We start from the raw sequence: 22,298 nt of genomic DNA, 5'->3' as shown, positions 1-22,298 counted from the left end.
CCCCATCCCCCCGTGCAGCGGTCGATACTTCGACGCTAGCTCAACCCACCGCGGTTGCCGCCCCTTTGAGCAGCAGTCCACACCCGAGGGCGAAAACCAGCGCGGCGCTGCCGAGCGGGGCGGTACGGCGCAGGCGTGCGGGGATGAGGTGACGGTGGGAGCGGGTGAGCCGGTCCCCGATCCGTACGGCCGCGAACCCGGCCGCGGTGAGGGTGAGCGCGAGCCCCGCCCCGTACGCGATGACCAGCAGCAGCCCGAACCAGGCCCGGCCGAGCGCGCCGGCGCCGACGAGGACGACGACGGCGGAGGGGCTGGGCACGAGGCCGCCGGCGAAGCCGAGGAAGATCGCGGAGCGGAGGGAGGGGGGTGGGTCGTGATGGTGGTGATGGTGGGCGTGCGGGTGGTGGTGTGCGCGGTGCAGTTTGCGGCGTCGCCAGGCGCGGCCGACAAGGGCGGCGCCCGCCATCGTCACCAGGAGGCCGCTGGCGAGGCCGAGCCAGCCGAGCAGGGCGGGTGTCGCGGCGGATCCGGCCACGACGAGGCCGCCCAGCAGGAACACGCCCAGCGTGTGCGTCACCGTGACGGAGGCGCCGAGGGCGAGCACCGCACGCAGCGATCCGCGTCCGCCCGCGGTGGCGGCCGCCGCCATCAGCGTCTTGCCGTGGCCCGGCGCGAGGGCGTGCAGGGCGCCCAGGGCGATGGCGATGGCGAGGGCCAGGGCGGCGAAGCCGGGGGCGAGTTCGTGGCGGGCGACGAGGGAGGTCAGCGCGCCGGTCCAGCGGTCGGTGCCGCGGGGGAGGACGGCGGCGGCGGGGGGTGCGGTGTCGTCGCGGTCCGTGGAGAGGGCGGGGCCGCCGGGGGTGGCGTGGAGGGTGGCCTTGGTGCGCTGGGGTGGGGAGGAGAGCAGGTCGCGGGGGTAGGCGGTGAGGCGGCGGCTTACGGAGGCCTGGGGGACTGCCGACTTGGCGAGGGTGATGCGGTCGCCGCGGGCGGTGATCTCCCGCCAGCCGGGGCCGGTGGTGGCGTCGCCGGGGCGGTAGCGGATGGTGGTTCTGGCCTGGTCGATGGGGGTGGCGGCGCGCAGCCCGCATTCGACGCGGAGGGTGAACAGGCCCGCCTGGCCGGGGCGCACGCGGGCCCGGTGGCTGGTGGCCCGCACGGCGGTGTCGCTGCCGCCGACGGTGGCCTGTGCCGTACGGGCGGCGTCGGCGCAGCGCGCGGCGGACCAGCGGCGCAGCTCCGCGCGGCCGAGCTTGCCGTCGCCGTCGCGGTCGATGCGCGGCTCCGCCTGGCGGGCGGGGATCTCGGCGAGGTCCTCTACGTGGTCGACGCGGAGGCCGCCGGGGGCGGCGATGATGCCGTCGTATTGGCTGACGGTGAAGTTGCCGAGGGGGTGGGCGGAGGCGTGGGGGGCCGGGAGGAGGAGCAGAGTGCTGAGTGCGGCGCCCAGGAGCACCAGCCAGCGGGCGAGGCGGCGCCTGGCCGTGGGGCGTTGGTGACCGCCGAGGCGCGGCATCCTCATCGCAATCCCTCCAGTGCCTTGCGGGCGCGCGGTGCGTCCGTCGCCGAGAAGCCGGGGTTCCAGGTCAGTGCCTGCTTCAGGTGCTCTTGCGCCGGCTTGCGCAGGTCCAGGGCCTTCTCGATCGCGCCGCGGTGGTACGTGAAGGACGCCCAGCGGTAGCCCTGCGCGGTGGCGATCCGGGCGTAGCGCAGCGCCTCGCGGTCGCGGCCGCTGGTGTGCAGCGCCCAGGCCAGCGCGTCCGCGGTGTGTACCGTCTGCCGCCGGCCCCACTCGGCGCGGGCGGCGCGCAGCGCGACCTCCGGGTCGCCGTGGTCCGCTGCCGCTATGGCCGTGTCCAGGTCGGTGGCGACGCCGGCGGCCTTCGCCAGGGCTGCCCAGTCGCCGATCAGGCGGTATTGCTCGCGGGCGGCGCGGTCGCGGCCCTTGGACTCGTAGAGCTCGCCGAGGGCGGCCAGGTCCGAGGGCAGGGGGGCGCGGTGGACGACTTTGCGGAGGTCGCGTATCGCGGCGGCGGTGTCGCCGGTGGCGGCGCGGGTGCGGGCGCGGCCGGAGAGGGCCGCGAGGTTGTCGGGCTCGGCCTTGAGGGCAGCCGCGTAGTGGCGGCGGGCGGTGCGGTAGTCGCCCTGGCTCCAGGCGAGTTGGCCGAGCTGGGTGGCGACGTAGGCGCGGTCGCCGGGCGCGCGGGCCTCGTGGGCGGCGCGGGCGAGGACGCGGCGGGCGGTGGGGACGTCGCCGCGGAGTTCGAGTACGTACGCGTAGCGCGTGGAGGCCGGGATGCCGGGGCGGCGGAGGTCCGCGGTCTTGGCGGCGCGGAGGGCGTCTTTGTAGCGGCCGAGTTCGACGAGTGCGTCCACGCGGGTGGCCAGGGCCCGCTCACTGTAGGCGTTGACGGCGAGGGCGCGGCGGGCGTCGCGGAGCGCGGACTTGAAGTCGTGCCGGGCGGCGGCGAGGGAGGCGCGGGCGGCCAGAGCGGCGTCGTTGTCGTCGGGGCGGAGGCGGAGGGAGCGGGCTACGGCGCGATCCGCCGCGGGATAGCGGGTGGGGTCGGCGGTCGTACGGGCCTGCTCGACGTAGGCGGCGGCGAGGGTGGCCCAGGCGGCGGCGTCTTTGGGCTGCTCCTTGAGGTGGGCTTGGAGGGCCGGGACGCCTTGCGCCGTGGCGGCGCCTGACTGGGGGCGCTTGGGGCCGCTGGAGTCGTCGTCCGGGGAGGGGCCGCCGATGACCAGGGCGGCGGTGGTGATGGCGATCGCCGCCGCGATGACCGCTGCCGCTCGGCGCCGCAGGGCGCGTCGGTTGGGCGCGGGGCTGGGAGGACCGGCGGGTGCGGGCCGCTTCGCCGGCCCACGCCGCCCCTCGGCGGCCCGGCCGCCCAAAGCGGCGGCAGCGGCGGCCGGGGCGGGGGTGGCCGGGGCGGGGGTGGCCGGGGCGGGCTGGTCGCCCAATGCAGTGGCGGAGTCCGCGAGGACGGAAGGGGCGGCGGTGGGGGTGGAGGCGGTGGCCGCCGGGCCGGGTGTCCCCGCCGGGCCGGGTGTCCCCGCCGGGCCGGGTGTCCCCGCCGGGCCGGGTGTCCCCGCTGGGCCGGGTAGTGCTGCCTGGTCCGTTGACTTGGGGTCGGTGCTCGGGCTCTGCCTCATCGGGCTTCCTCTTCCCTGGTCGGTCGGTTGGGTGGGGGTGGTGCCGGCGGGACGGCTGGACCTGCGGGGATGGGGTCTACGGCCGTCCCGCCGGGACGGAGGGCGCCGCCGCCCCGGGGGGAACCGGGCAGAGAGGGCGGCAGCGCCCCGTATTCGGGCGGGCCTTGGGTTACAGGCCCAGGGAGCGGCGGCGGTGGATCCGCCACCACATCAGGCCGGTGCCGACGAGCAGCGCCCCGGCACCGGCGGCCGCGCCGGAGGCGATGAGCACCGCGTTGTCGGAGCCGGAGTCGGACCCGGAGCCGGACGACTTACCGGAGCCGCCGTTCAGCAGCGAGCTGCCGCTCTTGTCCGACGAGCCACGCGCCTTGCCCGCCAGCGGGCCGCGCGAGCCGGACTCGGGCAGCGCCAGGTACGGGAAGGACTTCCCGAAGTCGCGGTCGTTGACGTCGACCGCGTCGCCCAGGTCGTTCTTCTGGCCGAGCAGCTCGCCCTCGACGACCTGCAGCTCGATGTCGACCACGTCGTCGGTCAGCCGCCGCCCGTTCGGGAAGCCCGCCTTGTCGCCGTCCAGCACGCCGAGCCGCTTGGGCTGGTCGGTGGGCGGGATGGAGGTGTTGAGGCGCAGCTCCTCGGCCGGGCGGACGTTCGGCGGCTTGTTGAGGCCGTCGACGCCGGTCAGGAAGGCGGACACCAGGTCCTTGCGGGGAGTCGCCGGAGCCGGGATCTTGTAGATCTTCTCGATCAGCCGCGACAGCTCGGGGTCGGTGACGTACTTCGCGAACTGGGCGTCGTTCCAGGGCGAGGACGCGTTGAACTTGTCCTTGTCCTTGACCGGGATGACGACCTCGTCCACGAGCGGGCTGCCCAGGCGCGAGACCTGGACGAAGTCGCCCTGCGCGTTCTTCTTCTGGGTGGTGGACCAGACGCCGATGATCGGCTGCTTCTCCGACTGCCGGAGCACCTTGGTGGGCACCTGCAGGGCGACGGAGTTGACGTTGTAGCCCTTCACGGTGTCATTGCCGACCTCGGAGAGGTCGCCGCCGTACAGGAGGTCGAAGACCCGCAGGTCCAGGAAGAACGGGTCGTCGGCCTGCCCTGCGAAGGCGGTGTTGCCGCCCGGCAGCTTCTTGACCGCCTGGTCGCGCAGCGTCTTGTAGTTGGGCATGGACGCCCGGCCGACGTTCGAAGGCGCGGTGGGAATGTCGTTCGCGATCTTCGTCTTCGACACGATCTTCTGCTTGTCGAGCTTGAGCAGATCGATGTCGTACGTCTCCCGGAAGTTCAGGTCCGGGTCGTCGAGGCTGGTGACCTGGTTGGTGTTGTAGAGGAACGTGTTGCCGTTCTGGAACTTGTTCTTGAACGTCCAGCGGTAGATCAGGTCGCCCTGTGCGTCGCCGTCGTTGTCGATGTGGATGTCGTGCTGCGCGTCATCCGCGAACGGGTAGAAGTTCGGCCCGCCGGCGGGCTCCTCGAACGGCGTCCAGTTGGCGATGAGCGTGGTCGTGTCCGCCTTGTCGGGGCTGACGAACGCATACACATCGGTGTTGTCGTACTGCGGCATCCCGGAGATCAGCGGTGCTTCGCGGTGACTCGAGGCGGCCGCGTCGCGCGGCTGCAGCAAGCTCACCGACCCCGTGGCCAGCCCTCCGGCGGCCAGGGCGCCGCAGGTGAGTGCGGCAACCGTTCTGATGGGTTTGATCGCGATCATCGCGTCCGTCCCCTCGTTTATGGATCTGTGTCTGCTTGGTGTGGTTGGTCGGTCGGTCGTGCAGGGGGTCGTTCGAAGCGTGCTGCGCGGCGGATTGGTTGCCGTTCGGGCCAGTCCGTTCGGCCCCTCGCCACGAATGAGGGGAGACAGGACAATGACCGCGGTGCGCCATGCCGTGGGGGAGGGGCGCTGTGGGCGACGACCTGGAAGGCAAGCTGCTGGCGCTTGTCGGGCGCGGGGATCAGGACGCGTTCGACGAGTTGTACGGACTAGTGGCCGCACCGGTGTATGGCCTGGTGCGGCGAGTACTGCGCGATGCCGCGCAGTCGGAGGAGGTGGCTCAGGAAGTGCTGCTCGAGGTGTGGCGGACGGCTCCGCGCTACGACCCGGCGCGGGGCGCGGGGCGGGCCTGGGTGCTCACCCTCGCCCACCGCCGGGCGGTGGACCGGGTGCGCTCGGTGCGCGCCTCGCGGGAGCGGGAGGACCGCGCCGGGCGGCGGGCCGAGGGCCCGGCCTTCGACGAGGTCGTGGAGGCGGTGGAGGGGCGCCTGGAGCGCGACTGGGTACGCCAGTGCCTGCAGAGCCTCACCGATCTGCAGCGGCAGTCGGTACAGCTGGCGTACTACGACGGCTGTACGTACCGGGAGGTGTCGCAGCGATTATCGGTGCCGCTGGGCACGGTGAAGACAAGGATGCGGGACGGTCTGCTGCGGATGCGGGCATGTTTGGAGGGGGCGGCGTGAACTCAAACGCACGGCACCAGGTGCCGTTCCCGTGCTGAGGCGACACCACCGCTCGCTCGGTGCTCCGTACGCGCTCAACGCCCTGCCGCCGAGGGAGCATCGCCGCGTCGAGCGCCATATCGCCTGGTGCGGCGACTGCCGGGAGCGGGTCGAGGCGCTGGCCATGGACTCGGCGCGGCTCGGCCTGGCGGTGGCCGCCGTGCCGCCGCCGGCGCTCCGCGACCGGGTGCTGACGGCCGTACGGACGATGGAGCAGGAGCGCCCAGAACCCGGGGTGCCGCAACGGAAGCCGGGCCCCGCGGCCGGCCCGGCTTCCGCAGGGAGACCCAACTGGGGTCTCCGCCTGGCCGTGGCGGGCGCCGCGCTGGCGCTCGTGGCCGCCGCCCTGCTGGGCGTGCAGCTGACCCGCGTCACCGGCGATCTGGATACGGAACGGACCCGCGCGGAGGGGGTCGAGCGCGTGCTCGCCGCCCCGGACGCGGCCGCCTCGACGGCCCGCGATGACGACGGCCGGGTGCTGGGCGCCGTGGTCTCGCGCGGTCTCGGCCGGGCCGTGGTCTCCGTCTCCGGCTTCCCGGACGCCGAACCGGGCCGGGACTACCAGCTGTGGGCGATGGATGACCGGTCGGGCAACTCCGTCCGCTCCGCGGGCCTGCTCCCCGACGGCACCGACGGTCCTGCCGTCGACCACGCCATCGGGCCGCAGGTCAGGTACCTCTCCGTCACCAGCGAGCCGGACGGCGGCTCCCCGCGGCCGACCACGAAGCCGCTCGTCCAACTCGCCCTGCCCACTTCGTGATCCCGGTCACATCCGCCCAACCGCCTTGAGAAGTAGGTGAATCCGCTTCGGGGGATGCGCATGAGGCGCCGCGTGACGATAGGGTTAGAGTGCCCGGGCCGGGTGCCCTCGTACGGGTGGGGAGTGTCATGGATCAGATAGCAATGCGAAGCAGGGCGCGAGTTCCTGCGATCAACTGTGAGAACACCGCGTCCAGAGCGCGTGTCGGACGGCATCTTGACGTGCTGTCCGGGCCCGCGGTCCCGCAGACGCAGGAGACGGAGAGCGCCACGCTGCTGATGCGTGAGCTCACCACGCGTGACAAGCAGCAGACCAAGCCGAGCCGGACGGCACGGGTTTCCCTTCTCGCACCGCTGCGGCGGCTGCGACGGACTCTCTTCGGCGGCCGCCACCGCGGATAAGCGGTCAGGCAGTCGCAGCAGCAGTAACGGGCGCGTCCCCCTCCCGGCAGGGACGCGCCCGACTCATGCCCGTACGGGGCCAGTGGCTGCCCGTACGGGCCCGGCGGCTCAGCCCTCGGCGGGATGCGCGTAACGGCGCACCGCGAGCGGCATGAAGATCGCCAGCAGCAGCACCGACCAGCCCAGCGAGGCGATCACCGGGTGCTCGATCACCCAGGCGGCGTCGGCGGCGCCCGGCGTGGCGTTGCCGAAGAGGTCGCGGCAGGCGGTGACGAAGGAGCTCAGCGGGTTCCACTCCACGACGGCCTGCAGCCAGCCCGGCATTCCGCCGGTCGGCACGTACGCATTGCACAGCAGCTGCACGATGAAGGTGACGCTGCCCAGCTGGCCCGCCGCCTCCTCGCTGCCGAGCTTCATACCCAGCAGGATGCCGATCCAGGCGGTGGCGAAGCGCAGCAGGAGCAGCAGCCCGAAGGCGCCGACGGCCGGGCCGAAGCCGCCCTCGATGCGCCAGCCGACCGCGTAGCCGACGGCCACCAGCGGGATCATGCCGATCGCGAAGAGGAGCACGTCGGCGGTCGCCTGCCCGAGCGGGGCCGCGGCCCGGCTGACGGGGAGGGTGCGGAGCCGGTCCATGACGCCGCGCTGGGAGTCGCCCGCGGCCTGCAGCATGCCCGTGACCAGGCCGCCGGCGGCGGTGATGACGAAGACGCCGGGGACCAGGTAGGTGCGGTAGTCGGCGCCGCCGGGGAGGGTGACCGAGTTGCCGAAGACGTAGCCGAAGAAGAGCAGGAGCATGACCGGCATCGCCTGGGTCATGATCAGCAGGGCCGGATTGCGGCGGACGCGCTGCAGCTGGCGGCCGAGGAGGGCGAGGCTGTCGGCGGCGAGGGTGTTCTGGGGCGCGGTGGTCGCGGTCGTGGTGGCGCTCGGGGCTGTGGCCGTGGCGGTACCCGTACTCATGCGGCGGTCTCCTGCTTCGTGGTGTTTCCGGTGGTCAGGCTCAGGAACGCCTCGTCCAGCGTCGGGCGGCGCAGCCCCGCGTCGAGGATCGGGACGCCGGCGGCGTCGAGTTCGCGGACCACGGCCGGGAGGGTGAGGTCGGCCTTCGTCGTGGCGGCGCCGACCGTATGGGCCTCGTGGTCGATCACCGGCTCCGAGCCGGTCAGCGGGCCGAGGACCACGGCCGCGGCGGAGAGGGCGGCCTCGTCGGCGACGACCACCTCGGCATAGGCGCCGAGCCGGGCCTTGAGCTCGGCGGGGGTGCCGGTGTGGGCGGCGACGCCGTGGTCGATGAGGACGACGTCGTCGGCGAGCTGGTCGGCCTCCTCCAGGTACTGCGTGGTCAGCAGCACCGTCGTGCCCGCTTCCGCGAGCTCGCGGACCGCCGCCCAGATCTGGTTGCGGCTGGCCGGGTCGAGGCCGGTGGTCGGCTCGTCCAGGAAGAGGATGCGCGGGCGGGAGAGCAGGCTTGCGGCCAGGTCGAGGCGGCGCCGCATGCCGCCGGAGTAGGTGCGGACCGGCCGGTCGGCGGCGTCCGTGAGGCCGAAGGACTCCAGCAGCTCGTCGGCCCGGTCGCGGCCCGCGGCGCCGCGCAGGCGGTGCAGCTTCGCGAAGAGGCGGAGGTTCTCGCGGCCGGAGAGGTCGTGGTCGACGGCGGCGTCCTGCCCGGTGACGCCGATGGCGCGGCGGACGGCGGCCGGTTCCCGTACGGCATCGTGCCCGGCCACGGTGGCCGTGCCCGCGTCGGGGCGGGAGAGCGTGGTCAGGATCCGGACGGCGGTGGTCTTGCCGGCGCCGTTCGGGCCGAGCAGGGCGCAGATGGTGCCCTCGGGGACGGCGAGGTCGAGGCCGCGGAGAGCGTCGACGCGGTCGTCGCCCGAGCCAAAGGTCTTCCGCAGACCCTCACTAAGTACAGCGTACGTAAAAGTCATGTCTGCATGCTAACCCATTCCGTACGCTGTACGTAACTAGGATGGTGTCCGAGGTGATGACGCTGATGGCAGCCAGCGGGCGCACGCCCCGCCCCGGGGTGATCTGGACCCGCCCGGAACGCACGGGCCGCGGCCCGCGCCCCGCCCACACGCGCGCGCAGATCGCGGCGGCGGCGGTGCGGATCGCGGACGCGGACGGCCTGGACGCGGTGTCGATGCGCCGCGTCGCGGCGGAGGTCGGCGCGGGCACGATGTCGCTGTACAACTACGTGCCGCGCAAGGAGGACCTCTACGAGCTGATGGTCGATGAGGCCAGCGCGGAGTACGACCTGGACAAGCCGCTGACCGGGGACTGGGCGGCGGACGTGCTGGGCCTGGCCGAGCAGGCGCGCGACCTGATGCGGCGGCACCCATGGCTGCCGCGGCTGACCGACAGCGCGGCGTACGGCTTCTCGCCGAACGCGCTGCGGTATCTGGAGCACTTCCTCGGGGCGCTCGAACCGCTGGACCTGCGGGACGGCGCGAAGATGGAGCTGATCGCGGCCGTGATGAACACGGTGACCGGCTATGTCACCAACGAGCTGGCGCTGGCCGAGCGGGCGCGGTCGCTGCCGTGGAGCCAGGAGGAAGAGGCGGCGGTGCGGGCGGCTTACCTGGCGGAGCAGTTGGGGACGGGCGGCTTTCCGCGGCTGGCGCGGGCGCTGGCCGGGATGGGGGAGGTGGCCGGGTCGGTCGATTACGAGGCGGCGTTCCGGCGGTCGCTGACGCGGGTGATGGAGTCCTTCGCGGCGGAGGCGGGGGCTTCGTAGCCCCGGCTGGTGTCACACCTCACACCAGCGCGAACTGGCCCTCCGGGCCCTCCTCGTGGTGATCGAGCACGGAGGCGGGGCGCTGGGCGGCGCGGGGGGCGGGCAGGACGGCGGCCTGGCGGAGGTCGTACGCGCTGATGGGGGCGGGGAGTTCGGCTGGCTCCGCCGGCTCGGGCAGCTCGGCGAGCAGGGTCAGGATGGTGATGAGGTCCTGCAGCTCCGAGGTCCACTGCTGCGGCCAGGTGTGCGGCCGGAGGGCGTCGAGCGAGCCGGGCTCGGCGGCGGGCGGCGCGATGCGCTCGGTCAGCCACTGCTCGAGTACGCGGACGCCGCCGACGGTGTAGTCCCAGGCGGCTTGCGGGACGGGGGAGATGCGGCCGGTGCCGAGGCGGAGGATCTCGGGGACGGGGGCCGGGGTGGCGGCTGCTTCGGCGGTGTCCCCGGGGTCGTCCCCGGCGGGATCGGCGGTTCCGGTGCCGGATGCGCTGCCCGCCGGAGCGCCTTCGCCGCCTCGGCGCGTGGCTGCGTCCTCGGCTGCCGCATCGCCGGCATCCTCTCCGACCGTCGGCTCCGGCTCCACCTCACCGTAACCGAAGTCGGCCGGGCGCGCCGGGATCGAGGCGCGCACATACGGCCGCCGCCCGCCCGGCAGGCGCGGCTTCGTGCCGCTGTGGGCGCCGCGCAGGTGCAGGTCGAGGATGCGGTGGCCGAGTTCGATGCCTGCGGCCCACGCGGCCGGGTCGGCCGTGAGCGGCACCCGGCAGCCGTCGGAGTGCGGGCGCGCCTGGGCCAGCACCCAGGCCAGCACGTCCTCGGGCGCGACCGGCACCCCGAGCCGCAGCCGCAGATACGGGATCAGGCCCGGCGCCAGGTTGGGCTCGCGGCCGCCCGGGCGCCGGTACAGCGGGCGAATCCGCCCGGGGCGCCCCGCGGGGGAGCGGCCATCGGGCAGCAGGGCGGACGCGACCGCCGCGGGGCCGCCGCCCTGGGCGGCCTGCGCGACCTGGCCCAGCTCGACGACAAAGACCTGCGCCTCGTCCGCCACCCGCCACAACTCCGGCCGGGCGACATCGATCAGCCGCTGGTCCGGTATCAGCCACTGCTCGTCAAACGCGCCGTGCAGCACCCGCACCGGCTCCGGACACGGCCCGTCCTCGCGCTCGAGCGGCCCGGTCCCGGTGCGCTGCCGCGGCAGCTGCCCCGCGGGTCGCCGCACGGACCGGCTCCTGCTGGCCCGGAACAGCGCCTCCCGGTCGGCCCCTTCGGCCTTCACGAGCGCGTCCCACCGCGCGGTGAGCGTGGCGGCGTCGGGGCCCATGACCCAGGACCTGCCCGTACGGAGCGGTGCCACGCCCCACGGCATCAGGTCCCCGAGCAGCGGCGCGCCCGCCGCCCCCGCCGCGGCTGTCCCGCCCATGCGCCGTCCTCCCCTCGCCTGCTGCCTGCGTCGTCCATTGACCGTTGTACGTACCCGGCCCGCCGCTTCCGCATCCTACGATCCACCGCCGACACCCCGCGGAGTTGAGGCATGCTGGCAGTCATTGGCGAGACGGGGGTACGGGGATGGTGCGACGACGCGCTGGAGCGATAGCTGTGGCGGTGCTGCTGGCGCTGCTCGCCGGGGGGTGCACCGGCGGCGACGGCGGGAAGGAGCCCGACGACGGCGCATCGCGGGAGGACGGCGGGCCGCGGTTGGAGCGGGAGTGGAAGATCTCCGTGAGCGGCCAGGTCCGGTCGGTGTGGCGGGTCGGCGGCACGTTCGTCATGGAGAGTCGCAAGGACGGGCTGCGCGGCTTTGATGCCGATACGGGGAAGCGGCGGTGGACGCTCGAACTGCCGCCGGGCGCGGACGGCATCTGTGAGATGTCCGTGCGCCCCGACAACGGGATGCTCGGCGCGGTCTTCGGGGAGAAGACCGACGAGGGGATTCACGCCTGCAAGACGGTCGGCGCCGTAGAGGTGACCTCGGGCAGGCTGCTGTGGCGGAAACGGGTGGCGGACGACTCGCTGGGTGCCGTGAGCATCGGCGGCGGCGTCGTAACGACGGATCTCTTCGAGGGTGGCGTGCGCCGGTACAACGCGGCGGACGGGGACGCGTTGCCCGGCCTGCGGGACGCGGGCAAGCCCGCGCACAATCGCAGCTTCCACGACGGCTCGCACGTCGTCGTAGGGCAGCAGCGCGGCGGCTTCACCGTGCATGACGCCGAATCCGGCAAGCGGCTGTGGGAGTCGGGCCGGGGAATCGAGGTGCACCGGCTCGTCGCCTCAGTGCCGCTGACGCTGGATGTGACCGACGGCGGACAGCGGCAGGTGAACGTATACGACGCCGAATCGGCCGAACGGCTCGGCACCTTCGCCCCGAACCAGCCGCTGCGCACGTACCGGAACGTCAGCGGCAGCCCGGTGACCGGGGACACGACGCAGCTCATCGACACGCCGAGGGGTCGGGGCGGGGTCCTGGTCACCGGCTACGCGGAGGGGGACCAGCAGACCGCGTACGACATTTCCGGCGCCCCCGGCAAGCCGCTGTGGCGGGGCTCGCAGAAGAAGGCCGTGCCCTTCCACGTCAATGCGGGCGGGATACTGGCGAGCACCACCGTCCGCGGCGAGCGGCCGGTCCCGGCGCTCGACGGGCCGGAGCCGGGCCGCCGACTGCTGCTGATCCGCTGGGGCCAGAAGGGTGCGCACAAGCCGGCCGACTGGGGTGTCGTGCCCAAGCTCGACGAGAACAACGCCCGCGAGCTCGGGGCCGTCCCGCTGCTCTTCAGCGACAGCACGGTGTACGTGATGCACCTGCAGGCCGTTACCGGCGACCGCCAGGGGAAGTCCATCGGCCGGGTGGCCGCCTACCGGGCGCCGTCGTAACTACTCCGCCGCACTACTCCGCCGCCACCGTCACGCTGAACGCGAACCGGTCCCCCCGATACCGGATCCGCGCCACATCCACCACCCGCCCGTCCCCGTCGTACGACACCCCCGTGTAGTACAGGATCGGACTGCACAGCGGCACCCCCAGCAGCTCCGCCGTCTCCGGATCCGCCAGCCGCGCCTCGACCGTGTCGGTGATCCGGGATATGCGCACGCCCGCCACGTCCCGTAGCACCTTCGTCATCGGCCAGCGCTCCAGATCCGCCGGGTCGATGCCGGCCGCCGCGTCCGGACGGACCGCGTTCTCCGCCCAGTTCGTCGGCTCGCCCGTCTCGCCGTCGTGGCGGAGCCGCCGGTACGTGACGACCTCCGCCAGGTCCGGGAAGTGCTCCGCGACCTCGACCGGTACGGGCGCCGGGCCGTGGCCGAGGACGACGGTGCGCTCGCCCGACTGCTGGGCGACGATCGCGTCGACCGAGCCGAACAGCCGCACCGGCGTGGCCCGGCGGGCGGCCTCCTCGATGAAGGTGCCGCGCCGCCGGTGGCGGGTGATCAGGCCCTCCTCCTCCAGCTCCTTCAGCGCCTGGCGGAGGGTGAGCACGCTGACGCCGTAGTGCGCGGCCAACTGCTCCTCGGTCGGCAGCCGCAGCGGGGCGTCCGGCGGGCGGCCGAGGATGGAGGCGCGGAGGGACTGCGAGACCTGGTACCAGAGGGGGAGCTTGCGGTTCAGGTCCAGCGAGTCCGGGGCGAAGACGGAAGTCACGGGCGGAAGTTCTTGGCCAGCCCCCGCCACACCTCGTCGTAGCCGCTCTGCAGGTGCTCCGCCTGCGCGGCCTGCGGCGTCAGCGTGACCGGCCAGCGGGTCTCGAACATGAACGCAAGACCGTCGTCGATCTTCTGCGGCTTCAGCTCGGCGGCGCTGGCCTTGTCGAAGGTGTCCCGGTCGGGGCCGTGCGCCGACATCATGTTGTGCAGCGACCCGCCACCGGGCACAAAGCCTTCGGCCTTCGCGTCGTACGCGCCCTCGATCAGGCCCATGTACTCGCTCATCACATTCCGGTGGAAGTACGGCGGCCGGAAGGTGTCCTCGCCGACCAGCCAGCGCGGGGCGAAGACCACGAAGTCCACCCCCGCCAGGCCCGGGGTGTCCGATGGGGAGGTCAGCACCGTGAAGATCGACGGGTCCGGGTGGTCGTACGAGATCGTCCCCATGACATTGAAGCGGCGCAGGTCATAGACGTACGGGACGTGGTTGCCGTGCCAGGCGACGACGTCGAGCGGGGAGTGGTCGTAGGTCGCCGACCACAGGTTGCCGCAGAACTTGTTCACCACCTCGACCGGCCCCTCCACCTCCTCGTACGCCGCCTGCGGGGCGAGGAAGTCGCGCGGGTTCGCGAGGCCGTTGGCGCCGATCGGGCCGAGGTCGGGGAGGGTGAAGGGCTGCCCGTAGTTCTCGCAGACGTACCCGCGGGCGTACGGGTCGAGGAGCTCGACGCGGAAGCGGACGCCGCGCGGGATCAGCGCCACGTGGCCCGGCTCGGCCCGTAGCAGCCCGAACTCCGTGCGCAGCAGCAGCCCGCCGTGCTCCGGCACGATCAGCAGCTCGCCGTCGGCGTCGCCGAACACCCGGTCGCGCATGGAGGTGTTGGCCGCATACAGGTGGATGGCCATCCCTGTGCGCTGGGTGGCGTCGCCGTTGCCGCCGAGGGTCCACAGGCCGGCGAGGAAGTCGGTGCCCGCGGGCGGCTCGGGGAGCGGGTTCCAGCGCAGCCGGTTCGGGTTGGGGGTGACTTCCGTGAAGGGGGCGCCGCTGACGCCCGCGGAATCGATGCGGTGGTACGGCGGGTGCGCGGCGGAGGGGCGGATGCGGTACAGCCACGAGCGGCGGTTGTGGGCGCGCGGCTCGGTGAAGGCGGCGCCGGAGAGCTGCTCGGCGTAGAGGCCGAGGGGTGCGCGCTGGGGGGAGTTGCGGCCGATGGGGAGCGCGCCGGGGACGGCTTCACTGCTGTGCTGATTGCCGAAGCCGGAGAGGTACGAAAGGGCCTCGGCGGCCTTCCGCGACTGCTCGACGCTGCTGGTCATGGCGCTCCTCGTCTCTATTCCTATAGGTGACCATAGGAATGGGGGTGGCGGAGGTCAATAGCCGCGCCCCGCGCAGAGGGCTGGTCGTGGGGAGAGGGACGTACTACGGTCGGAGAGAAAGGCGCACGAGCGTTCGCTTATGCCCGGCGCCGCCCCGTCCCCGAGGGAGAGCGATGTCCGAGACCGCCCTGCGCATCTGCCCGCTGTGCGAGGCCACTTGCGGCCTCACCCTCACCATCGAGGACGGCCGCGTCACCGGCGCCCGCGGGGACCGGGAGGACGTCTTCAGCGCCGGCTTCATCTGCCCCAAGGGCGCCGCCTTCGGCGAGCTCGACGGCGACCCGGACCGGCTGACCGCGCCCCTCGTCCGCGGCCCGGACGGCGAGCTGCACGAGGCCACCTGGGCGGAGGCCTACGCCGCGGTCGAGGCAGGCCTCAAGGGCGTCATCGACGCGCACGGCCGCGAGGCGATCGGCGTGATGCTCGGCAACCCCAACGTGCACACCATCGCCGGCGCCCTCTACCCGCCGGTGATCATGCAGGCCCTCGGCGGCCGCAACCTCTTCACCGCCAGCACCGTCGACCAGATGCCCAAACAGGTCGCCTGCGGCTACCTCTACGGCAACCCGCTCGCCTTCCCCGTCCCCGACCTGGACCGCACCGACCACCTCCTGATCATCGGAGCCAACCCGGTCGTCTCCAACGGCAGCCTCGCCACCGCCGCCGACTTCCCGGGAAAGCTGAAGGCGCTGCGGCGGCGCGGCGGCCGGCTGGTCGTCGTAGACCCGAAGCGCACGCGCACGGCCCGCCTCGCCGGCCGGCACATCGCGCCGCGGCCGGGGACGGATGCGGCGCTGCTCTTCGCGATGGTGCAGGTCCTCTTCGAGGAGGGCCTGGTTGCCACCGGCGAGCTGGGCGACCGGATTACGGGCCTCGGCGAACTCCCGGCCCTCGCGGCCGACTTCACCCCCGAGACGGTCGCGGCGCACTGCGACGTGCCCGCCGACGACATCCGCACCCTCGCCCGCGAGCTGGCCGCCGCGGAGCGGGCCGCGGTGTACGGGCGGATGGGCTCCACCACGACGGAGTACGGCACCCTCGCCAGCTGGCTTGTCGACGTGCTCAACGTCCTCACCGGCAACCTCGACCGCCCCGGCGGCGTCCTCTTCCCGCGGTCCGCCACCGGTCGGGCGCCACGCCCGCCGGGGCCCGGCAAGGGCTTCCGGGTCGGCCGCTGGCACAGCCGGGTCTCCGGGCACCCCGAGGTGATGAACGAATACCCCCTCGCCGCTCTCGCCGAGGAGATCGACACCCCGGGGGAGGGGCGGCTGCGCGCCCTGCTCACCATCGCGGGCAACCCCGTCCTCTCGGCCCCGGACGGCGACCGCCTCGACCTCGCGCTGGCGACCGGGCTCGACTTCATGGTCAGCGTCGACCCGTATCTGAACGAGACCACCCGCCACGCGCACGTGATCCTTCCGCCGCCGCGCCCGTCGCAGTCGCCGCACTACGACGTGGCCTTCAGCCGGATCTCCGTACGGGACAACGCCCGCTACTCGCCGGCTGCGGTGCCGCTGGAGTCCGGCCGCCCGGACGAGAGCGAGATCCTTTCGCGGATCGGGCTGGTGCTCGGCGGGATGCCGGTCGACGGCGACCCGGCCGGGGTGGACGCGCTCGTGATCGGGCACGGCCTGAAGCAGGCGGTCGGCGACCCGCACTCGCCGGTCTACGGGCAGGACCCGGACGCGCTGGCGGCGCGGCTGACCGGGGAGACCGGGTACGAGCGGCAGATCGATCTGCGGCTGCGGCTCGGTCCGTACGGCGACGGCTTCGGCGCCGACCCGGAGGGGCTGTCGCTGGCGCGGCTGAAGGCGTCGCCGCACGGCATCGACCTCGGGCCGCTGAAGCCGCGGCTCGGGGAGGTGCTGCGTACCCCCTCGGGAAAGGTCGAGCTGTGCCCGGAGCCGGTCGTGGCGGACGTGCCGCGGCTGCGGGCGTCGCTCGCCGCGCGCGCGAACGGCGGTCTGGTGCTGATCGGCCGCCGCCACCTGCGCTCCAACAACAGCTGGATGCACAACGTCCCCGCCCTGACCGGCGGCTCGAACCGCTGCACCCTCCAGGTGCACCCGGAGGACGCCGCGCGGCTCGGCCTCATCGAGGGCGGAAAGGCGGCCGTCAAAGGTGATGGCGGCGAGGTCATCGCCGAGGTCGAGGTGACGGATGAGATGCGCTCCGGAGTGGTCAGCCTGCCGCACGGGTGGGGGCATGACCGGCCGGGTACGCGGATGGCGGTCGCGGCCGCGGATCCCGGGGTCAATATCAATCAGCTGCTGGACGGCAGCCGCTTCGATCCGCTGTCCGGGACCTCGGTGCTGAATGGCTTTCCTGTTCAGGTCTCACCTGCGTAGATGCTTTGACCTGGGGTTTTGCTCGTTTTGGTCTTGCCTGAACCCCTTGTGGAGCTTTGTGAACGCCGCTTAACGTCGTCGTGCCATTCCCGGTAATGGACGTTCAACGACGCACGTTAGGCAGTTCCCCCATGCTGACATTCCTTGGCTTTGCCATGATCGCGTGTTTCCTCACGCTGATCATGATGAAGAAGATGTCCCCGATCGCCTCCCTGGTGCTCATCCCGGCGGTCTTCTGCGTCATCGCGGGGAAGGGCGCGCATCTCGGTGACTACGTCATCGACGGCATCGCGGATCTTGCTCCCACGGCCGCGATGCTGATGTTCGCGATCATCTTCTTCGGGATCATGATCGATGTCGGGCTCTTCGACCCGATCGTGCGCGGCATCCTGCGGTTCTGCAAGGCGGACCCGCTGCGGATCGTCGTCGGCACGGCGGTGCTCGCCGCGATCGTGTCGCTGGACGGCGACGGCTCCACCACCTTCATGATCACGGTCTCGGCGATGCTGCCGCTGTACCGCAAGCTGAAGATGAGCCTGGTCGTGCTGACGGGCGTCGCCGCCACGGCGAACGGCGTGATGAACACCCTCCCCTGGGGCGGCCCGACCGCCCGCGCCGCGACCGCGCTGAAGCTGGACGCGAGCGACATCTTCGTGCCGATGATCCCGGCGCTGGCGATGGGCCTGCTGTTCGTGTTCGTGCTGGCGTACTTCCTGGGGCTGCGGGAACGGCGCCGGCTGGGCACGCTGACGCTGGACGAGGTGCTGGAGAAGGAGCCGGAGTCGGAGACCGTGCTGGTGGGCGCGGGCGGCGGCGGTGCGGACCGTACGAAGAAGAGCACGGGCGGCGCGGGCACCGGGACCGGGGCTTCTGGAGACGAGCCGGAGGACAGCAGCTCCTTCATCCTCGACCCGAACCGGCCCACGCTGCGCCCCAAGCTCTACTGGGTCAACGCCGCCATGGTCGTCGCGCTCCTCACCGCGCTCATCATGGAGCTGCTCCCGATCCCCGTCCTCTTCCTCCTCGGCGCCGCCCTCGCGCTCACCGTCAACTTCCCGCACGTGGCGCAGCAGAAGGAGCGCATCGCCGCGCACTCGGACAACATCATCAACGTCTCCGGGATGGTCTTCGCCGCCGCCGTCTTCACCGGCGTGCTCACCGGCACCGGCATGGTCGACGAGATGGCCAAGACCGTCGTAGGCGCCATCCCGGACAGCATGGGCCCGCACATGGCGCTCATCACCGGCATCCTGTCGATCCCGTTCACGTATCTGATGTCCAACGACGGCTTCTACTTCGGTGTCGTCCCGATCCTCGCCGAGGCGGGCGCGCACCACGGCGTCGACCCGGTCGAGATCGCCCGCGCGTCGCTGGTCGGCCAGCCGCTGCACATGTCCAGCCCGCTGGTCCCGGCCGTGTACGTGCTCGTCGGGCTGGCGAAGGTGGAGTTCGGCGACCACACCCGCTTCACCGTGAAGTGGGCCGTGCTGACCTCCCTGGTGGTGCTGGGCGCGGGCCTCCTCTTCGGGATCGTGTGAGGTCGTACGTGTCAGGACCTGGCACCGGGCCCGGCAGGGGCTGGCTGCTGCGCCTTGTCATCACCTTTGCCTTCGCGCAGGGCGCGGTGAGCATGGCGCGGCCCGCCGTCTCCTACCGGGCCCTCGCCCTCGGCGCCGACGCCCGCGCGGTCGGCATCATCGCGGGCGTGTACGCCGTGCTGCCGCTGCTCGCGGCCGTCCCCCTCGGCCGGCGTACGGATCATGGGCGGTGTGCGCCGCTGCTGCCGGTCGGTGTCGCGCTGATCGGGATCGGCTGCGCGCTGAGCGGGCTGGCCGAGTCGCTGGCCGCGATGGCCGCGTGGAGCGCGGTGATGGGCCTCGGTCACCTGGTGTTCGTCATCGGCGCGCAGTCGCTGGTGGCGCGGCAGTCGGGGCCCGGCGACCACGACCGCAACTTCGGGCACTTCACCATTGGCGCCTCCCTCGGCCAGCTCATCGGGCCGATCGCGGCGGGCGTGCTGGTGGATGAGCGGGACGGGCAGATGGCCCGTACGAGCGCGCTGGCGCTGCTGGTGTCGGCGGCGGTGGCGGTGTGCGCGTACGCGGCGATGTGGCGGATCGAGCAGCGGCGTGGGGCCGTACGGGAGAAGAAGGCGGCCGCGGCGAAGGTGCCGGTGCATCGGATCCTGCGCACCCGCGGGGTCCCCGGCGGCATCTATACGTCCCTTGCCGTGCTGTCCGCCGCCGACATCCTCACCGCCTACCTGCCGGTCGTGGGGGAGGAGCGCGGCATCGCCCCGGCCGTGGTCGGCGTGCTGCTCAGCCTGCGCGCGGGCGCGTCGGTGCTGTGCCGGGTGGCGCTGCCGCCGATGGCACGGCTGCTCGGGCGGGATGTGCTGCTGATGGTGAGTTGCGCGCTGTCGGCGGGGCTGTGCGTGGCGCTGGTATTCCCCGCGCCGGTGTGGGTGCTGGCGGTGGCGTTGACGCTGCTGGGGTTCTTCCTCGGGGTGGGGCAGCCGCTGTCGATGACGACGGTGGTGCAGGCCGCCCCGGCGGAGGCGCGGTCGACGGCGCTGGCGCTGCGGCTGTCGGGGAATCGACTGGGGCAGATCGCGGCGCCGGCGAGCGCCGGTCTGGTGGCTGGTGTGGCGGGGACGGCGGCGCCGTTCGCGATGCTGGGCGGGCTGCTGCTGACGGCGGCGGGGGCGGCTGGGTTGCCGCTGGTCCGGCGGCGGGAACGTGACGGAGCGCACTCCGGGGCGCCCTGTGCCGCGGAAACTAGCACCGTTAGTTTGAAGGGGCGCCGAACGGGCTCGTGACTAGAGTGAGCGCCGGCGCAGCAAACCGGCGTGAAAGGGGACACAGAGTCGTGCAAGCATACAATGCCCTGTTCATCAACGGCGAGTGGCGGCCCGCCGCGGGCGAGGACGTCATCGAGGTCATCAACCCAGCGGATGAACAGCCCCTCGCCACGGTCCCGGCCGGTAGCGCGCAAGACGTGGACGACGCCGTCCGCGCGGCCCGAGCCGCCTTCCCCGGCTGGGCGGCCACGCCCCCGGCCCAGCGCGCCGAGCTCCTCGCCAACCTGCGCGACCAACTCGCCGCCCGCGCCGACGAGATCGCCGAGACCGTATCCGCCGAGCTCGGCTCCCCCCTCGTCTTCTCCCAGAAGGTGCACGCCGGCCTCCCGGTGCTCGTCGCCGGCTCGTACGCCGAGCTCGCGGCCTCGTACCCCTTCGAGGAGAAGATCGGCAACTCGACCGTCCTCCGCGAACCCCTCGGCGTCGTAGGCGCGATCACCCCCTGGAACTACCCCCTCCACCAGATCGTCGCCAAGGTCGCCCCCGCCCTCGCCGCCGGCTGCACCGTCGTGCTGAAGCCCGCCGAGGACACCCCGCTGGTCGCCCAGCTCTTCGCCGAGTGCGTGGCCGCCGCGGGCCTCCCCGCCGGGGTCTTCAACCTGGTCACCGGGCTCGGCCCGGTCGCCGGGCAGGCGCTCGCCGAGCACCAGGGCACCGACCTGGTCTCCTTCACCGGCTCCACCGCCGTCGGCAAGCGCATCGGCGCCATCGCGGGCGCCGCCGTCAAGCCGGTCGCCCTCGAACTCGGCGGCAAGTCCGCCAACGTCATCCTCCCGACCGCCGACCTCGCCCAGGCGGTGAACGTCGGCGTCGCCAACGTCATGGCCAACTCCGGCCAGACCTGCAGCGCCTGGACCCGCATGCTGGTCCACGCCGACCAGTACGACGAGGCCGTCGCCCTCGCCACCACCGCCGTGGCCAAGTACGTACCCGGCGAACGCGTCGGCCCCCTCGTCAACGCCGCCCAGCGCGACCGCGTCCGCGGCTACATCCAGCGCGGCATCGCCGACGGCGCCCGGGTGGTCGCGGGCGGCCCCGACGCCCCCGAGGGCCTGGAGACGGGCTACTACGTCCGCCCCACTGTCTTCGCCGACGTCACCCCGCAGATGGCCATCGCGCAGGAGGAGATCTTCGGCCCGGTGCTGTCGATCCTCCGTTACGAGAACGAGGACGACGCGGTCCGCATCGCCAACGGCACCGTCTACGGCCTGGCCGGCGCCGTTTGGGCGGCCGACGGCGCCGAGGCGGCGCGCTTCGCGCGGCGTCTTGAGACCGGGCAGGTGGACATCAACGGTGGGCGGTTCAACCCGAAGGCGCCGTTCGGCGGCTACAAGCAGTCGGGGGTGGGCCGGGAGCTGGGTGAGCACGGGCTCGCCGAGTATCTGCACACCAAGTCGCTGCAGTTCTGACCGGCCCGTCATCCAGCCACCAGGAAAGAGACCCGCACCCATGGTCCGCGCCGCCGTACTCCCCGCCGTCGACGCCCCGCTCGAACTCACCGAGATCGACCTGCCCGCACCGGGCCCCGGCCACATCCGGGTCCGGCTCGCAGCGGCCGGCGTCTGCCACTCCGACCTGTCCCTGTCCAACGGCACCCTCAAGCAGCCCGCCCCCGCCGTCCTCGGCCACGAGGGCGCGGGCACGGTGGTCGCGGTCGGCGACGGCGTCACATCCGTACACGAAGGCGACGAGGTCGTCCTCAACTGGGCGCCGTCCTGCGGCGACTGCCACTTCTGCGGCCTCGGCGAGGTGTGGCTGTGCCTGAATGCGGGCGCGGCGGCGGCCTCTCCGTACGCCCGCTGGCGCGACGGCGACCTCTACCCGGGGCTCGGCACCGCCGCCTTCGCCGAGGAGACGGTCGTCCCGGCCCACGCCGCCATACCGGTCCCGGCCGGCGTCCCGCTCACCGACGCCGCGCTGCTCGGCTGCGCGGTGCTCACCGGGTGGGGCGCGGTGCACAACTCGGCGCGGGTGCGGTCAGGCGAGTCGGTCGCCGTCTTCGGCGTCGGCGGCGTCGGCCTCGCCGTGCTGCAGGCCGCCCGGATCGCGGGCGCGGGACCGGTCGTCGCGGTGGACGTCTCCCCGGCGAAGGAGGAGCTCGCACGGGCCGCGGGCGCGACCGACTTTCTGGTCGCGTCCGACACCACGGCCAAGGAGATCCGCAAGCTGACCGGCTTCACCGGCGCCGACGTCGCCGTGGAGTGCGTCGGCCGCGCCGACACGATCCGCACCGCCTGGTCCTCGACCCGCCGCGGCGGCCGTACGACGGTCGTCGGCATCGGCGGCCAGGACCAGCAGGTGACCTTCTCCGCCCTGGAACTCTTCTACTTCGGCCGCACTTTGTCCGGCTGTGTCTACGGCAACTCCGACCCGGCCGCCGACCTCCCGGTCATCGCCGAACACGTCCGTTCGGGCGCCTTCGACCTCGCCGGGCTGGTGACGGACCGGATCGCCCTGGAGGGCATCCCGGCGGCCTTCGAGGCCATGACGGCAGGAAAGGGCGGGCGCGCGCTGGTCGTCTTCTGAT

General features: G+C 73.0%; 18 protein-coding genes. 10 read left to right on the top strand and 8 right to left on the bottom strand.

The features are described from left to right. Positions 1–40: 40 nt before the first annotated feature. The 3 genes from ACNNMR_RS07280 to ACNNMR_RS07270 all read right to left on the bottom strand — a co-directional run bounded on the left by ACNNMR_RS07280 (position 41) and on the right by ACNNMR_RS07270 (position 4,867). Positions 41–1,522, bottom strand: coding sequence for a sulfite exporter TauE/SafE family protein (locus tag ACNNMR_RS07280; RefSeq protein WP_419993701.1), 1,482 nt, complete (start codon positions 1,520–1,522; stop codon positions 41–43). After that, positions 1,519–3,156: a tetratricopeptide repeat protein gene (locus ACNNMR_RS07275; RefSeq protein ID WP_419993700.1), complete on the bottom strand. Its 1,638-nt coding sequence runs from the start codon at positions 3,154–3,156 to the stop codon at positions 1,519–1,521. Before ACNNMR_RS07275 ends, ACNNMR_RS07280 begins: the two co-directional genes overlap by 4 nt. Positions 3,157–3,325: 169 nt before the next feature. Continuing rightward, on the bottom strand, positions 3,326–4,867 hold the full coding sequence (locus tag ACNNMR_RS07270) for a DUF4331 domain-containing protein (RefSeq protein ID WP_419993699.1): 1,542 nt from the start codon (positions 4,865–4,867) through the stop codon (positions 3,326–3,328). A gap of 170 nt (positions 4,868–5,037) precedes the next feature. Here ACNNMR_RS07270 and sigK point away from each other — a divergent pair, with 170 nt between their 5' ends. The 3 genes from sigK to ACNNMR_RS07255 all read left to right on the top strand — a co-directional run bounded on the left by sigK (position 5,038) and on the right by ACNNMR_RS07255 (position 6,810). Then, a complete protein-coding gene (gene sigK / locus ACNNMR_RS07265; protein ID WP_419993698.1) occupies positions 5,038–5,610 on the top strand; it encodes an ECF RNA polymerase sigma factor SigK in 573 nt (190 codons plus the stop codon). A 31-nt stretch (positions 5,611–5,641) separates the two neighbouring features. Beyond that, positions 5,642–6,409: an anti-sigma factor domain-containing protein gene (locus tag ACNNMR_RS07260; protein ID WP_419993697.1), complete on the top strand. Its 768-nt coding sequence runs from the start codon at positions 5,642–5,644 to the stop codon at positions 6,407–6,409. 128 nt (positions 6,410–6,537) lie between these two features. Continuing rightward, a complete protein-coding gene (locus tag ACNNMR_RS07255) occupies positions 6,538–6,810 on the top strand; it encodes a hypothetical protein (protein ID WP_419993696.1) in 273 nt (90 codons plus the stop codon). Between the two features lie 108 nt (positions 6,811–6,918). On the opposite strand, the gene ACNNMR_RS07250 is transcribed toward ACNNMR_RS07255, so the two are convergent. Together ACNNMR_RS07250 and ACNNMR_RS07245 are read right to left on the bottom strand one after the other, a co-directional pair. After that, positions 6,919–7,773: an ABC transporter permease gene (locus ACNNMR_RS07250; RefSeq protein ID WP_419993695.1), complete on the bottom strand. Its 855-nt coding sequence runs from the start codon at positions 7,771–7,773 to the stop codon at positions 6,919–6,921. Next, positions 7,770–8,744, bottom strand: coding sequence for an ATP-binding cassette domain-containing protein (locus ACNNMR_RS07245; RefSeq protein WP_419993694.1), 975 nt, complete (start codon positions 8,742–8,744; stop codon positions 7,770–7,772). The genes ACNNMR_RS07250 and ACNNMR_RS07245 overlap by 4 nt, the downstream gene beginning before the upstream one ends. A gap of 65 nt (positions 8,745–8,809) precedes the next feature. Here ACNNMR_RS07245 and ACNNMR_RS07240 point away from each other — a divergent pair, with 65 nt between their 5' ends. Further along, positions 8,810–9,553: a TetR/AcrR family transcriptional regulator C-terminal domain-containing protein gene (locus ACNNMR_RS07240; RefSeq protein WP_419993693.1), complete on the top strand. Its 744-nt coding sequence runs from the start codon at positions 8,810–8,812 to the stop codon at positions 9,551–9,553. A 19-nt stretch (positions 9,554–9,572) separates the two neighbouring features. On the opposite strand, the gene ACNNMR_RS07235 is transcribed toward ACNNMR_RS07240, so the two are convergent. Next, positions 9,573–10,970 carry a type ISP restriction/modification enzyme gene (locus ACNNMR_RS07235; protein WP_419993692.1) on the bottom strand — a complete coding sequence of 466 codons (1,398 nt, stop codon included), beginning with the start codon at positions 10,968–10,970 and terminating at the stop codon, positions 9,573–9,575. A gap of 146 nt (positions 10,971–11,116) precedes the next feature. On the opposite strand from ACNNMR_RS07235, the gene ACNNMR_RS07230 reads away from it, so the two are divergent. After that, on the top strand, positions 11,117–12,418 hold the full coding sequence (locus tag ACNNMR_RS07230) for a PQQ-binding-like beta-propeller repeat protein (protein ID WP_419993691.1): 1,302 nt from the start codon (positions 11,117–11,119) through the stop codon (positions 12,416–12,418). 13 nt (positions 12,419–12,431) lie between these two features. Here the strand turns inward: ACNNMR_RS07230 and ACNNMR_RS07225 are convergent, their stop codons facing one another. Beyond that, complete coding sequence (locus tag ACNNMR_RS07225) at positions 12,432–13,184, bottom strand: GntR family transcriptional regulator (protein ID WP_419993690.1); 753 nt, start codon at positions 13,182–13,184, stop codon at positions 12,432–12,434. Beyond that, a complete protein-coding gene (hmgA, locus tag ACNNMR_RS07220; RefSeq protein WP_419993689.1) occupies positions 13,181–14,503 on the bottom strand; it encodes a homogentisate 1,2-dioxygenase in 1,323 nt (440 codons plus the stop codon). Before hmgA ends, ACNNMR_RS07225 begins: the two co-directional genes overlap by 4 nt. 173 nt (positions 14,504–14,676) lie before the next feature. Between hmgA and ACNNMR_RS07215 the strand changes: the two genes are divergently transcribed. From ACNNMR_RS07215 to ACNNMR_RS07195, 5 genes are all read left to right on the top strand, one after another. Then, positions 14,677–16,911, top strand: a complete 2,235-nt coding sequence (locus ACNNMR_RS07215; RefSeq protein ID WP_419993688.1) for a molybdopterin oxidoreductase family protein — start codon at positions 14,677–14,679, stop codon at positions 16,909–16,911. 95 nt (positions 16,912–17,006) lie between these two features. Next, a complete protein-coding gene (locus ACNNMR_RS07210) occupies positions 17,007–18,449 on the top strand; it encodes a CitMHS family transporter (RefSeq protein ID WP_419993687.1) in 1,443 nt (480 codons plus the stop codon). Between the two features lie 8 nt (positions 18,450–18,457). Further along, positions 18,458–19,729, top strand: a complete 1,272-nt coding sequence (locus ACNNMR_RS07205; protein ID WP_419993686.1) for an MFS transporter — start codon at positions 18,458–18,460, stop codon at positions 19,727–19,729. Positions 19,730–19,779: 50 nt separating this feature from the next. Then, entirely contained in the window at positions 19,780–21,180 is a 1,401-nt protein-coding gene (locus ACNNMR_RS07200) for an aldehyde dehydrogenase family protein (RefSeq protein WP_419993685.1), read from the top strand. A gap of 40 nt (positions 21,181–21,220) precedes the next feature. After that, entirely contained in the window at positions 21,221–22,297 is a 1,077-nt protein-coding gene (locus tag ACNNMR_RS07195) for a zinc-binding dehydrogenase (RefSeq protein WP_419993684.1), read from the top strand. The last annotated feature ends 1 nt before the right edge of the window (position 22,298 follow it).

Source organism: Streptomyces boninensis (assembly GCF_048572725.1).
Lineage (GTDB): Bacteria > Actinomycetota > Actinomycetes > Streptomycetales > Streptomycetaceae > Streptomyces > Streptomyces boninensis.
Note: the sequence above shows the minus strand (reverse complement) of the source record. Positions and strands in the feature narration are given on the sequence as shown.